This is a genomic window from Rhizobium sp. ZPR4, from assembly GCF_040215725.1.
Taxonomy (GTDB): Bacteria; Pseudomonadota; Alphaproteobacteria; order Rhizobiales; family Rhizobiaceae; genus Rhizobium; species Rhizobium rhizogenes_D.
In genome coordinates this window covers 87,678-103,282 of record NZ_CP157970.1, presented here as the reverse complement: position 1 = coordinate 103,282, position 15,605 = coordinate 87,678, and the positions used below count along the sequence as shown (strand labels likewise).

General features: G+C 55.4%; 15 protein-coding genes and 1 pseudogene. 14 read left to right on the top strand and 2 right to left on the bottom strand.

Annotation, left to right across the window (positions count from 1 at the left end; all coding sequences use genetic code 11):
* The first annotated feature begins 4 nt into the window (after positions 1 to 4).
* On the top strand, positions 5 to 916 hold the full coding sequence (locus ABOK31_RS33700) for a DMT family transporter (protein ID WP_349963105.1): 912 nt from the start codon (positions 5 to 7) through the stop codon (positions 914 to 916).
* A 150-nt stretch (positions 917 to 1,066) separates the two neighbouring features.
* On the opposite strand, the gene phnF is transcribed toward ABOK31_RS33700, so the two are convergent.
* Entirely contained in the window at positions 1,067 to 1,792 is a 726-nt protein-coding gene (gene phnF, locus ABOK31_RS33695) for a phosphonate metabolism transcriptional regulator PhnF (RefSeq protein WP_349963103.1), read from the bottom strand.
* Between the two features lie 233 nt (positions 1,793 to 2,025).
* Between phnF and ABOK31_RS33690 the strand changes: the two genes are divergently transcribed.
* The 13 genes and pseudogenes from ABOK31_RS33690 (at position 2,026) to ABOK31_RS33630 (ending at position 13,692) form a co-directional block, all read left to right on the top strand.
* Complete coding sequence (locus ABOK31_RS33690) at positions 2,026 to 3,471, top strand: ABC transporter substrate-binding protein (RefSeq protein ID WP_349963101.1); 1,446 nt, start codon at positions 2,026 to 2,028, stop codon at positions 3,469 to 3,471.
* A 50-nt stretch (positions 3,472 to 3,521) separates the two neighbouring features.
* Entirely contained in the window at positions 3,522 to 4,385 is an 864-nt protein-coding gene (locus tag ABOK31_RS33685) for a phosphodiesterase (protein ID WP_349963100.1), read from the top strand.
* Positions 4,386 to 4,417: 32 nt separating this feature from the next.
* Positions 4,418 to 5,422: an ABC transporter ATP-binding protein gene (locus tag ABOK31_RS33680; RefSeq protein ID WP_349963098.1), complete on the top strand. Its 1,005-nt coding sequence runs from the start codon at positions 4,418 to 4,420 to the stop codon at positions 5,420 to 5,422.
* Positions 5,419 to 6,402: an oligopeptide/dipeptide ABC transporter ATP-binding protein gene (locus ABOK31_RS33675; RefSeq protein WP_349963097.1), complete on the top strand. Its 984-nt coding sequence runs from the start codon at positions 5,419 to 5,421 to the stop codon at positions 6,400 to 6,402. The genes ABOK31_RS33680 and ABOK31_RS33675 overlap by 4 nt, the downstream gene beginning before the upstream one ends.
* Before the next feature lie 7 nt (positions 6,403 to 6,409).
* Positions 6,410 to 6,643 (top strand): annotated as a pseudogene (locus ABOK31_RS33670) (ABC transporter permease); the annotation flags it as partial.
* Positions 6,644 to 6,646: 3 nt separating this feature from the next.
* Complete coding sequence (locus tag ABOK31_RS33665; protein WP_349963119.1) at positions 6,647 to 7,348, top strand: ABC transporter permease; 702 nt, start codon at positions 6,647 to 6,649, stop codon at positions 7,346 to 7,348.
* Complete coding sequence (locus ABOK31_RS33660) at positions 7,345 to 8,241, top strand: ABC transporter permease (RefSeq protein WP_349963095.1); 897 nt, start codon at positions 7,345 to 7,347, stop codon at positions 8,239 to 8,241. The genes ABOK31_RS33665 and ABOK31_RS33660 overlap by 4 nt, the downstream gene beginning before the upstream one ends.
* 264 nt (positions 8,242 to 8,505) lie before the next feature.
* Positions 8,506 to 9,867, top strand: a complete 1,362-nt coding sequence (locus ABOK31_RS33655; RefSeq protein ID WP_349963093.1) for an LLM class flavin-dependent oxidoreductase — start codon at positions 8,506 to 8,508, stop codon at positions 9,865 to 9,867.
* Entirely contained in the window at positions 9,848 to 10,417 is a 570-nt protein-coding gene (locus ABOK31_RS33650) for a flavin reductase family protein (protein ID WP_349963091.1), read from the top strand. The genes ABOK31_RS33655 and ABOK31_RS33650 overlap by 20 nt, the downstream gene beginning before the upstream one ends.
* A 204-nt stretch (positions 10,418 to 10,621) precedes the next feature.
* The gene (locus ABOK31_RS33645) at positions 10,622 to 11,497 is read left to right on the top strand and encodes a DeoR/GlpR family DNA-binding transcription regulator (protein ID WP_349963090.1); all 876 of its coding nucleotides are present in this window, start codon (positions 10,622 to 10,624) and stop codon (positions 11,495 to 11,497) included.
* 44 nt (positions 11,498 to 11,541) lie between these two features.
* Entirely contained in the window at positions 11,542 to 12,636 is a 1,095-nt protein-coding gene (locus tag ABOK31_RS33640; protein ID WP_349963088.1) for an alpha-D-ribose 1-methylphosphonate 5-triphosphate diphosphatase, read from the top strand.
* A 475-nt stretch (positions 12,637 to 13,111) separates the two neighbouring features.
* Positions 13,112 to 13,312, top strand: coding sequence for a type II toxin-antitoxin system VapB family antitoxin (locus ABOK31_RS33635; protein WP_047636498.1), 201 nt, complete (start codon positions 13,112 to 13,114; stop codon positions 13,310 to 13,312).
* Positions 13,309 to 13,692 (top strand): type II toxin-antitoxin system VapC family toxin, encoded by a 384-nt coding sequence (locus ABOK31_RS33630; protein ID WP_349963086.1) that lies wholly within the window; start codon positions 13,309 to 13,311, stop codon positions 13,690 to 13,692. The genes ABOK31_RS33635 and ABOK31_RS33630 overlap by 4 nt, the downstream gene beginning before the upstream one ends.
* A 202-nt stretch (positions 13,693 to 13,894) precedes the next feature.
* Here the strand turns inward: ABOK31_RS33630 and ABOK31_RS33625 are convergent, their stop codons facing one another.
* The gene (locus tag ABOK31_RS33625; RefSeq protein ID WP_349963085.1) at positions 13,895 to 15,148 is read right to left on the bottom strand and encodes a tetratricopeptide repeat-containing protein; all 1,254 of its coding nucleotides are present in this window, start codon (positions 15,146 to 15,148) and stop codon (positions 13,895 to 13,897) included.
* Between the last annotated feature and the right edge of the window lie 457 nt (positions 15,149 to 15,605).

Sequence of the window (15,605 nt, the reverse complement as noted above, 5' to 3'; positions counted from 1 at the left end):
CGTCATGCCATATCCTGTCATTCCGATCTGGGAGCTGGTGCTCTGCGCCTTTCTCTCCCCGCTCAGCGGCGCGGCGGTTCGATATTGCAATCCGGATTTGCGAGCGATCGACATCGTTGCGCTCTCGCTTTCCGCGCCTGCTCTTTTTGTCCTTTTCTATATATGGAAACGAGACAGAATGGCCCTGAAAACCTTCCGACTGGACGTTATATGCCGATCGGCTTTCTGTTTGGGATCGACGGTTGCGACATTCTGGTGTGCGGCAAATATCGACTTCGCCAGTGTCTATTTCGTCAACATGCTTGCACCCATGGCTGCGACTATTCTTGGCTGGATACTGCTCTCGGAGAGACTATCCGGCATGCAGACGCTTACGATAATCCTGGCCGTGATCGGCGCGGGTGTTTCACTTTCTCCGTCTTTCACTTTCTCATTTACGGGCTATATAGCGCTCATATTCGCCTTTCTATGCACGACAGGAATGTTATTCTGCAATCGGCTCATCGGCAGAAGCACGCGCGCATCGACTTCGGGAGCGCTGTCCATGTGTTATGTCGCATTCGGATCATTGGGATTGGCTGCCCCTTCGATGGCTCAGCCACATCTATCCGATATCCTGCCGCTCGTGATCATCGGTACCACAACCTTTGCCATCGTAATCCTCGTTAGTCATGCTTACAGTGTCCTGACACTGCCGCTTGCGGCACCTTTCGACTTTCTAAGGATCGTGTTTTCAGTGATCATTGGCGCGACTGCATTTGGTGCTCCAATCACTGGTCGCCTTCTATTCGGTCTCGGACTAATACTTGCGGCTAACCTTGTGACGATAAGGCTTGCAATTCGCTCCGTTCATGCACCGCATAGAGATATGGCGGCCGACATACGTCGGGTCCAAAGCGAAGCGGCTCACAAATAAGGCAGAACGATTGTCTTGCATGTCGAGAGCATGCTTGCTGACGATACCCGCGGTGCGTTGACAGGCCCGAGGGGCGGCGCAGATCAATAGCGGCGCCACCCTCCGCACCCCTATTGCCACCTGATCGCGACTAATACGACAGCAGCCGCGTCAATTGTCGACGGAGACAGAGACCCGAGCTGCAGAAAATCGGGCGACCGTGTAATCAATCGCCCTTTCCCCCGCCCGCTTAACGCTCCGAACTTCGAGGATCGGCTCCGTGCGCGGTTGACCCAACCGGCTCGCCTCATCCGGGGTGGGAAGACGGGCTTCAATCACACAGTTGGTCCGGCGTGATCGCTTAAATCCGAACTGCTTGTAAACTTCGGTGATGCAGGAAAAAGCCTGTACCCTGCTTGAAGCGTCCGGGAAGAAATCCACGGGTAGATGATGCCGCGTGACTGAAATAATCGTCCCGCTTGCCTCGCCAATCGTGTCGATGATGAAAATCGGCGAGCCAGTGGCCATGTCAAGCTTTGCGGCGACGTCGGCCGGTGCGGCGATCTCGAAACGATGCAGGATTTGTGCTGCCGGCGTGAGGCTCGCGTCGCGGAGATTTGCCATAAAGGAAGAGTCAGGTCCCAACCCATATTGCAGCCGACGCTCGACAAATGCGCCGCGGCCCTGTTCGATACGCAGTATACCTTTATTTTGAAGTTCGGTTAGTGCGCGTCGCACCGTCGTCCGAGTTACACCAAAGTGGGGGGCAAGAGCATTTTCGCCCGGCAGTTTTTCACCGATCTTGAACGCACCCGCGTCGATCTCCCTCAGGATGGACAGCTCAATTTGTCGCCAGCGCGGAAGTTCGCTCACAAGCTGAGCGGTATCATCAAGCATTCTCGTTCTCCAGTTCCTGTCATCGTAGTGTCACCGCGGCATGCGAAGTCACTGACATGTAGACATGTCTAAACATGTTGCCTCTTTATACCGTATACGATGTTTTGACAATCGGGGATGTATGTAAAATGGCCATAACACGTCGAAATTACCTGAAGGCAATGGGCGTTCTTCCGATTGTCGGGGCGTGGGATCCGCGTATGTCCTTTGCTCAGGCTCGACGGGATCTGATTGTGGGTGTTCAAGACAATCCACCGCAGCTCGACCCGCTTCGCCTCACCACGAATGTAACCTTTCGCGTGGCGTCGAACATTTACGACAGCCTGATCCGCATCGATCATGCGCGCAACGGCGAACTTTCACCCGGTCTGGCGGACTCATGGCAGCAGATCGATACTTGCACATGGGATTTTACCATCCGGGATGGCGTCCGCTTCCATGACGGGTCCGTTCTAACGAGTGAGGATGTCGCCTTTACCTTCGGACCTGGCCGGATGCTGACCGAAGGCCTGCCGGGACAAAGTGTGTCTCGCCAATTCTTCGGTGGCCTTGCAAGGGTCGAGGCAGTCGGCCCTCTCAAGGTAAGGTTTGTCACAAAGGCGGTCGATCCGCTCTTTCAATTCAGGTTGGCGGGATGGGGCAGCCAGATCGTCAGTAAATCGGCTTTCGAACGGATTGGAGATTGGGACAAATGGGCGATGGCTCCGATTGGAACGGGTCCCTATCGGGTCGAACAGGCAAAGACTGGGGAGATGATCAAACTGGTCTCCCATGATGCCTATTGGGGGGGGCGGCCGCCATTTTCCTCGATCACCTTCAAGGTCATGCCGGAGGCGGCGAGTCGTGTGAACGCGCTGGCAGCCGGTGATGTCCATATCATTACCGAGGTAACTCCTGATCAGGTCACCGACATCCAGGGCCGATCCCGCCTGGAGGTCGTTGGCGGTGCGATCAACAATATCCGCGTTCTCAATTATGGAACGCTTGGCGGGCCCTTGGCTGATCGAACAATTCGCATGGCACTCAATCTCGCCATCGACAGAAGCCTCATTGCTCAGCAACTTTTCGGCGGAAAGGTAACTGTTCCCCGCGGCTTTCAATGGCCGGAATATGGTGATCTATATATCAAGGATTATCCGACGCCCGCCTATGACCCCGACGCAGCCAGACAGGCTCTCAAGCGGGCAGGATATTCCGGGCAGCCGATCGAATATCGTACGCAGGCAAACTATTACACGGCCGAACTCGACACCGCTCAGGCCCTTCAGCAGATGTGGCAGAGCGTGGGCGTGAACGTGCAGCTTAAGGTTTGCGAGAACTTTACGCAGGTCTTCGCCCAACCAAACAACGCCATATTCAACGGCTCCATCAATATGGTCTATCCGGACCTGATGGGATCGATCTATCCGCTGTATGGACCCAACGGCTTCATCCACTACCAGGCCAAGAGCTGGGACAATCCGGAATTCGATCGCATCGGCGAAACGCTCGCGACGACGCTGGACGTCAACGAACGGCGGCAGCTTCATCGTCGCGCGTTGGACATATTCGGTGAGATCGACCCGCCCGGCACGGTTCTACACGAGACGGCAATGCTTTACGGCAAGCAAGCCAATGTGCCTTGGTCACCCCAACGCACGCCAATGATGGACTTCGGACCTTTCAGCGTCCGATCGTAAGCCCTGACTAAATTGATTGGGCAAGACACATTCCCAGAACAGAGAGAAGCATGATGATTATCGCGCATCTGAGCGATCTGCATATCCGCAAGGCCGACAGGGGCTTGGCTTTCGGTCGTATCGACACGACCGCCCTGGCCGAAAAAGCTATTGAGAAGATCGAGGGCCTGAGGCCAAGACCGGATATTGTCGTCATAACCGGAGATCTCACGGATTGCGGCCGCCTCGAGGAATATCAGCATTTGCGGGCCATGCTGGACCGGCTATCCATGCCGGTACATCTCGTGCTTGGCAATCATGACGTCCGAGCGAATTTCCTCAGCGTTTTTCCGGAGAAGCAGAGCAAGATCAAGGATTTTGCCTTCGTTCAGGAATGCGGTGAGTACGAAAACCTGCGCGTGATAGGGTTGGACACGCTTGTCGCCGGCGAGGGTCATGGAGAGCTGTGTGCGCCACGCTTGCAATGGCTTCGCGAAAGGCTTTCCGAGCGGCCCGATACGCCAACGATCATCCTGACGCATCATGCACCTTTCAAGATCGGATCCGAGTTCTACGACACTGTAAGGCTGACGGCAGGCAGCGACGCATTGAAGGAAATCGTCGAAGCAAACAAACAAATCGTCCGATTCCTGTGCGGTCATCATCATCGTGCGATCGATTGCCTCTGGGCTGGCACGCTGGCATCGATCGCGCCGGCTGTTGTCAACGCCAACCACCTCGAACTCGGCGCAGTGAGAGTCCCCCGCGCCATAGCGGAACCGGCGGCGTTCAAGCTTCATGTTTCCGTTCCTGGCTATGGCTTCGTATCGCATACCGCCTTCGTCGACGACTTCGGGGGGCCGTTCGAGGCCAATCCAGATCCGGAATATCCAGCGCTCCGCTCGTTTCTGCTCGATACCGGTTTGGCCGTGTAGATCTACTGTTCAGCCTGGAAGTGGGTGGCACGATGCAGCCTTTTTTTCAAATCAAGGATCTCGAATTGCAGATCGAACGCGGCGGCCGCACCGCGATGCTTCTCAACGGTGTCAATCTCGACATCGAAAGAGGTGAAGCGGTCGGTGTGGTCGGCGAGTCCGGGTGCGGCAAGAGCATAACCTGGTTGGCGGTTCTGGGCGTTCTTGGACAGCAGATGCGAGTCACCGGTCGTGCGCTGTTGGAAGGCCGCGATCTTCTTGCGATCAAGGCGCAAGAAATGACCAAGATCCGTGGCAAGCGTATCGCGATGATCTTTCAAGATCCCACCTCTTCGCTCAACCCGATTCGAACCGTGGGATGGCAGATCAGCGAGTCGCTCGTCCAGCACAAAGGACTGAGCTGGGGTACGGCACGTATCCAGGCAAAACGGCTGCTCGACCAGGTTCGGATAGCCGACCCGGCACGGCGCATGAGCCAATATCCTCACGAGCTCTCCGGGGGAATGAACCAAAGGATCATGATCGCGATGGCGCTGGCGGGAGAGCCGGATCTGTTGATCGCCGACGAGCCGACAACCGCCTTGGACGTAACGGTACAGGCCCAGATCCTGGAACTCCTCAATGACATAAGGCGGGACCGTAAGATGTCCCTACTCCTGATATCCCACGATCTGGGCATGGTGTCGCAGGCTTGCGATCGGATTGCGGTGATGTATGCCGGGCAAGTGCTCGAATTCGCTCGGGCGGAAGAGATTTGGAACAACGGTCGCCATCCCTATACGCGCGGACTGATTGCATCCGACCCTGGCATCGCAGGGCCGGTTTTGCCTCGTCGAACGATGCCGGGTACGCTGCCCAACCCCTTCTCAATGCCCGAGGGGTGCGCCTTCGCTCCACGGTGTGATTTCGCGCATGCCAAATGCCTGCACAGCATGCCTTTATTGCGGGACGTTGGGGGAAACCATCAAGTAGCCTGCGTGAATGCGGGCAGAGGCGCCATGCTCATGCGTTCGCCGAAGGCCGAGGCAATCGCATGACGGAGTTCCTAAAGGCAAGTGGGCTTGTCAAGCACTTCAACATCCGCAGTTCATTCCTTGACAGAGGTAAGCCCCTGATCGCGGTCGACAACATTACCTTTGTTCTGGATAAGGGCGAAACGCTCGGGGTCGTCGGGGAGTCAGGCTGTGGTAAATCGACGATGGCGCGCCTGGTGCTTGGTATGCTTGCGCCCACCAAGGGGCAAGTGTCGCTGGCCGGCGAGGAGGTTCACTCTCGTAGGGATCGCATGTGGCGAGCACAAAGACGAAGAATGCAGATGGTGTATCAAAATCCGCTCGGCTCCCTTGATCGGCGCATGTCGGTTGGAACGCAAGTTGCCGAGCCGCTGATTATTCATCGGCAGGGATTGACGGGAAGAGATCGGCGGGATTTGGCGCTGGAGACACTCTCTTTGGTGGGCCTTGGCCCTGAGAATTTCGATAGCTATCCGCATGAGCTATCGGGCGGCCAACGCCAGCGGGTCGTCCTCGCCCGTGCCCTTATTTTGAGCCCCGAACTGCTTGTCTGCGACGAGCCCATATCTGCACTCGATGTGTCGGTCGCCGCTCAGGTTCTCAACTTAATGAAGGAGATACAATCTGCGAAAAATTTGACCTACCTCTTCATCAGCCACGACCTCAAGGCGGTGCGCCAAATCGCCGATCGAATTATAGTCATGTACCTGGGGCGGATTGTCGAGGAGGCCGGTCGGGACGAGCTCTTTCGCAGCCCTCGCCATCCCTATACGAAGGCACTCATTTCGGCCATTCCACGCGCCAACCAGACGCCGGGAAAGGCAACGATACTGGCTGGCGACCCGCCAAATCCCATGGATATTCCCAGGGGATGCGCCTTTCATCCTCGTTGTCCTTGCGCCGTCGAAAAATGCCGGCGAGAAAGGCCGCCGCTGCGGTCGAGCGGCTCCGGGCGGAAGGTCTCATGTCATCTGGAAATTCAATCCTTCGGTCGAACGAGCTGAGAGCCACATGTTGCTTTATATTGCAATTCGATTGAGCCGAGCCGTCGCAACGCTTTTGCTGGTTGTGACATTTGCATTCGTGGTGCTCAGACTGTCCGGCGATCCCGCAATCAACATACTTGGCCTGGACGCCTCGGCTGCGGCGGTCGATGAATTCCGACGAGACTGGGGATTGAATCAGTCGATGCTTGCGCAATACCTTCATTACATCGCTGCGATATTCGCCGGAGACTTCGGTCGATCGATGCTCGACGGCCGGCCGGCCTTCACAGTTGTCTGGGAACGAATTCCCGCAACCCTGGCGATCGCGATTCCCGCTCTTATCGTCAAGATGGCCATTGGCGTGCCGGCGGGTACTTTTAGCGCGCTTCGGCGTGGCAGTTGGGTCGATCAGCTATTGATGACCTCAGCCATATTCGGACTTGCGGTGCCGGGTTTCGTCGTCGGCCTGTGCTTGATCATGGTGTTCTCCGTCGAGCTTGGCTGGCTGCCTTCCGGGGGAGCCGGGTCGATCAAGCACGCACTGCTACCCGTCGCGACCTTGGGGCTATTCGGCGCCGCCACGCTTGCCCGCTACACGCGATCTGCCGTGAGCGATGTTTTAAGTCAGCCATATGTCAGGGCGGCGATCATCAAAGGAATTCCGCGCCGACGGATTGTTCTCTTTCATGTCCTTCCGAACGCCGCGATCCCGATCATAACGATCGTTGGACTGATGATCGGCAGTTCGGTCGCAGGGGCTGTCGTCATCGAGAGTGTATTCTCCTGGCCTGGCGTCGGCCGATTGCTGGTGACCTCGGTCGCAAATCGCGATCTAGCGGTAGTACAATCGATTCTTCTGTTTGTCGGCTTTTCTATGGTTTTGGCAAATTTTGGCGTGGATCTCTTATATGGTCTTGTTGATCCGCGCATGAGGCGGCAAGCGACATCCGGAGCGCGACGATGACAAATCGGGCCTCACCCACCGCAGGCAGGAAGATCGGAGCCATCAGCGCATCAAGATCTTTTGTCCGCGGCCATTTTCCATTGCCTGTGTTGCTGGCGTTCGTCGCAATTCTGTTAATGGCGTTTATTGCGATAGGTGCGACGGCCCTCGCACCCTATGATATCGCATCGATGGACTTGCGGATGCGACTGATTCCACCCGCGTTCAGTCAAGCCGGCACTTGGAAACACATGTTGGGCACGGATCAACTCGGGCGTGACGTCCTGTCCCGCCTGATGATGTCCGTAAGAATAAGCCTATCGATCGCGGTCATTTCGACGCTGATCGCGGCAACGCTCGGTATCGTCAGCGGCTTTGCAGCAGCTCATTTTCGTGGGCGCGTCGAGCAGGCAATCCTAATGATGATCGATATCCAAGCTGCTTTGCCGTTCATGATCGTGGCGATCACAATTCTGGCGTTCTTTGGCAACGGCCTTACTCTGTTTACGCTGCTTCTCGGTCTCTTTGGCTGGGAGCGCATCGCCCGATTGTCACGGGGTGTTGCCATCTCCGCCATGGAGCAAGGCTATTCACTGGCCGTCTTCGACCTCGGCGCGTCGCCGTTGCGCGTGTATGTCAGGCATGTTTTGCCGAATGTGGCATCCACTTTGATCGTCGCAATGACCCTCAACCTACCGGAGGTGATTTTGCTTGAATCCAGCCTGTCGTTTTTAGGGCTTGGGGTGCAGCCCCCCATGCCGAGCCTGGGCAGCATGGTTGGACTAGCACGTGAGTACCTACAATCTGCACCCTGGCTCGTTCTTGTACCCAGTCTTGCGATCGTTTTGATTACATTGTCCATTTCGATCATTGGCGATTGGCTCCGTGATCGACTTGACGTGCCTGGCCGCTAAACAGCTTCTCTCAACCAGAGCCTAAGGGCTCATGAAGGATGCGGAGGTGGAACCGCCCTTGCACGGCACAACTCCTTCAGCTGAATTTATATCTGCAATATATCGCGATTATATTCGGATATTTCCAAGTATACTTTGGTATATTTATATTATATAATTGACGCGACTTCGGCTGCGTGACTTTATACATCATACCGCTCCTTCAAGAAGGCTCTCGTCAAGGTTCGGAGAGAGCGGCTCGCCAGCAGAATCGAGGAGGATGCTTTGACTGATCGAGCTCAAATGACCCTCGCTTTGTTTTTAAACCAGACCGGCCACCACGAGGCCGGCTGGAGATATCCCACCGCATTTGTCGATGGCGGTGCGAACTTTGGACGCTACCTGGAGCAGGCAAAACTTGCTGAACATGCGGCGTTTCACTTCCTTTTTGTCCCGGACTCCGCCGGCATAAGGGAGACAAGGAAAAGTGTCGTCGCGCATGTGGCGCGCAACGACAGTTTCGAACCGATAACATTGATGTCCGCGCTCGCCGTGACGACTAAGAATGTCGGCCTCGTCGCAACGGCGACGACCACATATAACGAGCCCTATCATATCGCCCGAAAGTTCGCCTCGCTGGATCATCTGAGCAATGGCAGGGCTGGATGGAATATCGTGACATCATCCAATCCGCTTGAGGCGTTGAATTTCAGCCATCAATCCCATCCGGGTCATGATGACCGCTACGCGCGAGCCCACGAATTCCTCGAGGTTGTCACCGCACTGTGGGATAGTTGGGAGGACAATGCATTCCCGCGCGACAAGCTGTCCGGCGTTTACGCCGACATAAGCAAGCTTCACTTTGTCGAACATACGGGCGAACGCTTCAAAGTCCGAGGTCCGTTGAATATTGCGCGGCCTGTCCAGGGTCATCCGGTCCTCGTTCAAGCCGGGACCTCGACGGCTGGCCTCGAATTCGCGGCCAAATATGGAGAGGTGATCTTCACCGCCATGCAATCGCCTGAAGAGGCCCGAAACTATTACGATCGAATCAAGACGATTGCCGTCGGATTCGGCCGTAAACGGACCGACCTTGTCGTCATGCCTGGCATTGTTCCCATTGTCGGCCAAAGCGAGCGCGAGGCCCGAGAGCGTCTAGATGTGCTTCAATCCCTGACCCATTATGAGGTCGGCGTCGAAATGGCAAATCAGGTTCTGGGCGGAGTGGTGGACTTGCGCGACTATGAAATCGACGCGCCGCTGCCGACAAATCTGGTTCAAACCGAATTGATGAAGGGCAGACAGAAAATCTTGCTTCAGATCGCCGGCGAGAGGAAGCTTACGATCGGCGGCTTCATCGACCTCGTTTCAGTTGGACGTGGGCACAACCATATCGTCGGAACGGCAACTCAAGTCGCGGACCGCCTCCAGTTCATGTTCGATCAGGGTATTGCGGACGGGTTCAACGTTATGCCGGCGGTTCTACCCGACGACCTCTCCACGTTCTGCTGCGAAGTTGTTCCAATTCTCCAAGATCGTGGCCTCTTCCGTAGAGGCTTTGTCGGCGACACGTTGCGCGACAATCTTCAACTCGGGCGCCCCGAAAGCCGATTTAAGGAGATCTCCAATGTATGCTCAGCCCAATAACATTGGCAACGGCGAAGCAGGAAGTTTTCAAGAGTTGTTTCGCAAGACAATGCGCCGATGCGCCAATACAGTCGCAATTGTTGCAGCCGGTGGCGGTCACGGCCGTGTCGGCTTTACGGCAACATCTTATTGCTGCCTTTCAACCACGCCTCCATCCATCGTCATCTGTATCGGACGCGCGACCTCGGCAAAATCCTATTTCGATGTCGGTTCCAACTTCTCAATCAATGTTCTGCACTCGGCTCAACATGCTCTGGCAGAGGTATTCGCGGGACGGAACGGTTCGCATGGAGAAGACCGCTTTCGTTGCGGTCATTGGTCACAAGGTATGGGGTCGGTGCCGGTGTTAAGCGAGGCGATGTTCTCGCTGGAATGCGAAGTCGTCCATCTGCATGACTGCCGTTCAGATTCGATCGCAGTCGCCGATGTGCATGGAATAAACCTCGGAAGTCACGTAGCGCCGCTGATTTATCACGATGCTGAATTCAAGCTTCTAAGCCCTCATCCGATCAAGATGCGGCCACGTGCAGCGCAACCCACAAAGTCATAGGCGCTGAAGGTATCGGTATCGCTCAATTGTTTGTACCACTCCATCGCCACGATCGGATTTGCAAAACTACAAGCAAGTTCAGAATGCTACGCCATCAACGTCCTAGCCTTCCCATTTTCCCACAAATTCGGGCAAAAGAACGCTGTTTGTCACATGCACGTCACGACTATTGCGCTACCAGTAGTGCAGTCAACGGGACGCAGCATGACGATAACGGGCACTCGTAAAAACCGCTCTGCGAAGCAGGCGACCATATTGGGAGCTTCACGTCGGCAAAGCATCCTTTCGCTTATCGATAGAGGCGAGACTATCGTCGTTAGCGATTTTGCAAAGCGCTTCGACGTCTCACTGGAAACGATTCGCCGCGACATACGCGCTCTGGAACATGATGGGCGGCTCCGACGCGTGCACGGCGGGGCCACCCCGGTTCGAATGTTCGATCTTACAGCGCGGAAACCGATCGATGATCGCCTGGAACTGGACCGGGCAAAAAAGCGTCAAACCGCGAAGGCGGCAATGGCGCTGTTTGCGGACGATATGAACGTCTATTTGGGCGCAAGCTCCACAATGCTTATGGTTGCGGAAGAACTTGCCAAAACGGGCAAAAATCTAACGATTACGACTGACATGATCGATATCGCCGTTGTTGCCGCTGCCTCCGGCCGTTGCATCGTCACCTTGCTCGGCGGGATTGTGAGCCCCAAATATCGGACAGTCGGCGGTTATGAAGTATTGGCGGCCCTCGAAGGTCGTCTATTCGATCTGTGCGTGCTCGGCGCGACCGGCGCGAGCCCGGTCGACGGTATCCTCGCGCCGACCAAATCCCATGCCGTTCTTGCGGATATGCTGGTTTCCAGATCACATCAGGTCGCCATTGTATTGGACAGCACAAAGTTCGAGCGCAGAGATGCGCACGTCATCATGACATTGGATCAAGTCGACTATTTGTCTACCGATCAATTGCCGCCGCCTGAGATGGCCGCCGCATTAGCTGAGAACGGCGTTACCGTCCTCTTACCGACGGACCATGAAATCTCTCCGGAAGATGAGCGAACGATAACCGAGGCCAAGAACAAATGAATTTGCGGCTAGTCAATGCACGGATCGTTCACGCAGATTGCGTCATGGACGGGAATATAGAGATCAGTGACGGCATGCTTTCCGCACCTCATCCGGTGCCTCACGAGCGCGCTGATGTCTTTGACTGCGAGGGCGACTTCTTGTTGCCAGGCCTAATCGACATACACACTGACAATATAGAACACTACGCTCACCCTCGACCGGGCGTGCGTTGGCCATCTATGCTAGCGGCTGTTCTGGCTCATGATTGGCAGCTCTTGGGCAGCGGCATTACCACCGTCCTTGATGCGCTTTCGCTCGGAGACTACGACAGTGGCGGCAATCGAGCTGCCATGCTGAACGAGGTCATCCCCAAGATGATCCAAGCACGTGCGGCAGGCCTCTTAAAGGCTGATCATTATTTTCACTTCAGATGCGAACTTTCCGATCCGGTGTTGCCCGATATGGTGGAGCGCCATTTGGACAATCCTGACATCAAGCTTGTCAGCATCATGGACCATACGCCGGGGCAGCGGCAATGGCATAATCTAGAACTCTACCGCGAGTTTCGGCGAAAAAAGAATGCGCGGGTGTGGAACGAAGATGAATTTACCGCCTACATCGTAGAAAAGCAGGAATACCAGAGACAGCATGTCCCAAATCGAAGGGCAACGATCGGCGAGCTTTGCAGGAGTCGGGGCATCATTATGGCCAGCCATGATGACACGACAGCAGCAGATGCTGAAGAGTCGTCCGCAGAAGGCATAAAGATCTCAGAATTTCCAACAACAATCGAAGCGGCGCGGCGCTCACGCGAGCTTAACATGAAGGTCGTGATGGGTGCTCCGAATATCGTCCTCGGAGGCTCGCATTCGGGCAATGTCAGCGCAATCGAACTCGCACATCTCGGCCTCCTGGACGTCTTGACCTCGGACTACGTTCCCGGCAGCTTGCTACAGGCCATCTTTTCGATGGCCAGCAAGGGCTTCGATCTTTCCGAAGCCGTCGCAATGGTTACAAAGAATCCTGCTGACCTGCTCGGCTTCAACGATCGCGGCCATATCTCGCCGGGATTAAAAGCCGATCTCATCAGAGTCCGGCTGATCGACGGCGTCCCGATCATCCGGAATATCTGGGTAGCCGGCCGGCAGTATTTGTAGGCCTTGGCAACGGCTTCAACTGAAAGCTCCGGCGGATCCTGTCGATCACCTGTAAACGATAATTCATTCGTGCTCATGCGGGCCAAGCGCGTATTGTATAACGGCAACTATAGCCGATATGCCTGCTTCGGGGTCGCAAAGTCCGATTTGAAGAAGAGAATCGAATGGGATCACTGTCGAATCAGCGGCACGTCCGATCTGTTGCTTCGTCCAAGCCTGATTTTACAATGGAAGCGGAAATTATGGGTTTAGCTCTTGAAGGGATACGAACCGTGGACCTCCGCAATATTTTCGGAGCCGAGGCACCGATGGCACCGGCTTCAACTTCGTGGCTCAATTCCAATATCCTATGGAATGAGAGCGTCGCGCTACCTTACTTTTGTAGACCACGTCCCGTGTACGGAAGCGAAAGCAGGCGTAGATTTAATCACCAAATGGTGCTATTTCTGACGTCATATAACACGGAGGCCAGCTGATGCGCTCAACCATCAATCTCGACGACGCCCTCATGGACAGGGCCAGATTATTGACCGGCACCAAAGAAACCGCAGCACTCGTCCGCCAGGCGTTGGAGACGCTGGTTCGTGTGGAGTCCGGAAAACGCCTCATCGCTCTTGGGGGAACCATGCCGGATGCCGAGGCAGCTCCGCGCCGTCGGAGCACGGCGGTTAAGTGATATTAGTAGACACCTCGATCTGGATTGATCATTTCCGACATGGCGATGCCGAGCTACTAAGGATAATCGAAGACGATCGACTACTTTGCCATCCGAGCGTGATCGGCGAGTTGGCGCTTGGCAGCCTTCGGGACCGCGGCAGCGTCATTGCTTTTTTGATAGCTCAGCGCGGAGCTGTTGTCGCCACGCACGACGAAGTCATGACGATGATCGATCGATACGGCATTTTCAGCATGGGTATTGGCTACATAGATGCCCATCTGCTAGCGTCCGTTCTCCTTGAGGAGAAAGTAACCTTGTGGACCAGAGACAAACGACTGCGAGCAGCGGCCGAAAGAGCGGGCATCCCACTGCATATACCGGCCGATGAGCCTCACTAGATGCTCGAGCTTTATACTTAAATGGCCTTTGAATAGGTTTTGCGAAGCTTTACTTAAGCTCTTGATGGAATGTGAACCCGCGACTACCCAAAAGGGAACTATAATCTACTCTGCCGCCACCTTGTTTTCGTTTCGATTTCTGCTCTGTAGAATGCTGCAACATATGCCGGATTCATTCGTCAGGCGCGGATGGCTCGTGGCTCTAACACTGGTCGCGTTGCCGAGCACGCTGCTCCAGGGCGGCTTCAAACGCTCGAAATAACTTCTTCATCACCTGCTCCTTATAGGGAAACAACTCCACGGAATCCATCCAGTGGACGTACATCCCCACATCAGCCTCGAACACCAGCAGGCGGCCATCGGGCAATTCGGCGCAGTCGATGGCAAAATAGTCCAGTCCGAAACACCGGCCGAGCTCAGCGAAGGCGTTTGCGTGGCGGATAGCGAAGTCCTCGTCGAAACGCTCCATCCAAGCGGCTTCCTCAGCACGCCGGTCCTCGAAATGCGACATGCCGGCGTTCTGGTAATGCACCATCCAGTGCTCGGAGACAGCCATATGGCTGGCGTAGGCATTACCGTCAATAAAGGCGACACGTTGCTTGCGGAACTTGCCATCCTCGCCTCTGTAATCGATGAATGAAGCGACATAAAATAGCGGGTCGGGATGCGCCTCCAAGAAGCCACACAATTGCGCGGGGTCGTCGATTTTTTCCATGCCATGGCCGGCATGGGTGTCGAGCGGGCGGACAATGAACGGGTAGCTGCCGATACCGGTGGCGGTCTCCAAAGCCAATACGCCATTGGCGATATCCTGAAGCACGTCTCTGGAAATTCGCGCGATGGCCGGCGTCACTACAGCAACTCCTTCACGGAGCGCTTCGGCGACGCCGTCGCGAGACAAACCCATGACAACGCGCGGCGTATTGTTCATTATTGGGCCGCGCCAGTCCTGCAGCAATCTTTGGAGATTGTGCAGCACAGGCAGATTGTCGGTCGATTCGGCAACGGCGACAAAGGCGACGTCATGATCCGGGATGTCATCAAGGTTGGCCGTATCCGCATCGACATAGTGGAGCAGCATGTTGGCGTTTGATTCTTCCAACAGCAGCTCGATCGGCGTGTTAGCTGTGAAGTCGCCTTTTGCGACGAGGACGAGGACGTTGAGGCCGGTGCCACGGCCGAATGTTAGCCGGTAGGTCTTCGAAAGCCGAAGCGCAGCCTTTTGGGCGATCGCGGCATCGCTGGTTTGGCCTACCGAATTCATGATAATCGACAGGTCAAGGAAAGCTGCAGCATCGGAATGATCAGCTGTCACCCGGCAAAGGAGATCGTTCCACAGGGGCATGATGTCACGCCCCTCGTAGATCGAGCGGATAATTTTTGCCTTGCCAATGATCTCGACCGGCTCCGTCCGTCGTGTGTCGGGCGTTGGTTCCTTCGGCAAGGTTTCCATCATTCGTCTCAGCTCGCGGGAAATATTCTTCCGTCTATTCTATTGACAAGTCTCATAATTGCGCCGATTCCTCGTGAACAAAATCAGCTTAAGTCACGGCTATCACCTTTCACTGACGGAACACTGAACTCGGATCAGTTCTTCATGCTTTGGAAGGCGAGTGCGGCGCTGCGAAAAATAAACCCTTGGCAGTCCATTTGCATGGTAACAATCATAAGGATCGAGCGGCAACGCCGCACGTTTTCCCTACATGATAGCGATGCATCTGCCGTAGTTTAGCGTGGACATCATTGTCATCGCGCTCTGGCTCGGTCACGAGGATACCGCAGCTCGCACGCCCTTCTAAATAGCGGGTATCGTCACCCCATCGCTTGCGTTCTTCTTTCACTCTTACTCCGTATTGCTTATTTGTGTCGCGATTTCACCCTGTTTTGCATTTCGCCAACCCCCTCTAACGATA

Coding starts and splice junctions, on each gene's coding strand:
- ABOK31_RS33700 (WP_349963105.1), top strand. CDS start 5: ATGCCATATCCTGTCATTCCGATCTGGGAGCTGGTGCTCTGCGCCTTT.
- phnF (WP_349963103.1), bottom strand. CDS start 1,792: ATGCTTGATGATACCGCTCAGCTTGTGAGCGAACTTCCGCGCTGGCGA.
- ABOK31_RS33685 (WP_349963100.1), top strand. CDS start 3,522: ATGATGATTATCGCGCATCTGAGCGATCTGCATATCCGCAAGGCCGAC.
- ABOK31_RS33680 (WP_349963098.1), top strand. CDS start 4,418: ATGCAGCCTTTTTTTCAAATCAAGGATCTCGAATTGCAGATCGAACGC.
- ABOK31_RS33675 (WP_349963097.1), top strand. CDS start 5,419: ATGACGGAGTTCCTAAAGGCAAGTGGGCTTGTCAAGCACTTCAACATC.
- ABOK31_RS33665 (WP_349963119.1), top strand. CDS start 6,647: ATGCTCGACGGCCGGCCGGCCTTCACAGTTGTCTGGGAACGAATTCCC.
- ABOK31_RS33660 (WP_349963095.1), top strand. CDS start 7,345: ATGACAAATCGGGCCTCACCCACCGCAGGCAGGAAGATCGGAGCCATC.
- ABOK31_RS33650 (WP_349963091.1), top strand. CDS start 9,848: ATGTATGCTCAGCCCAATAACATTGGCAACGGCGAAGCAGGAAGTTTT.
- ABOK31_RS33645 (WP_349963090.1), top strand. CDS start 10,622: ATGACGATAACGGGCACTCGTAAAAACCGCTCTGCGAAGCAGGCGACC.
- ABOK31_RS33640 (WP_349963088.1), top strand. CDS start 11,542: ATGGACGGGAATATAGAGATCAGTGACGGCATGCTTTCCGCACCTCAT.
- ABOK31_RS33635 (WP_047636498.1), top strand. CDS start 13,112: ATGCGCTCAACCATCAATCTCGACGACGCCCTCATGGACAGGGCCAGA.
- ABOK31_RS33625 (WP_349963085.1), bottom strand. CDS start 15,148: ATGATGGAAACCTTGCCGAAGGAACCAACGCCCGACACACGACGGACG.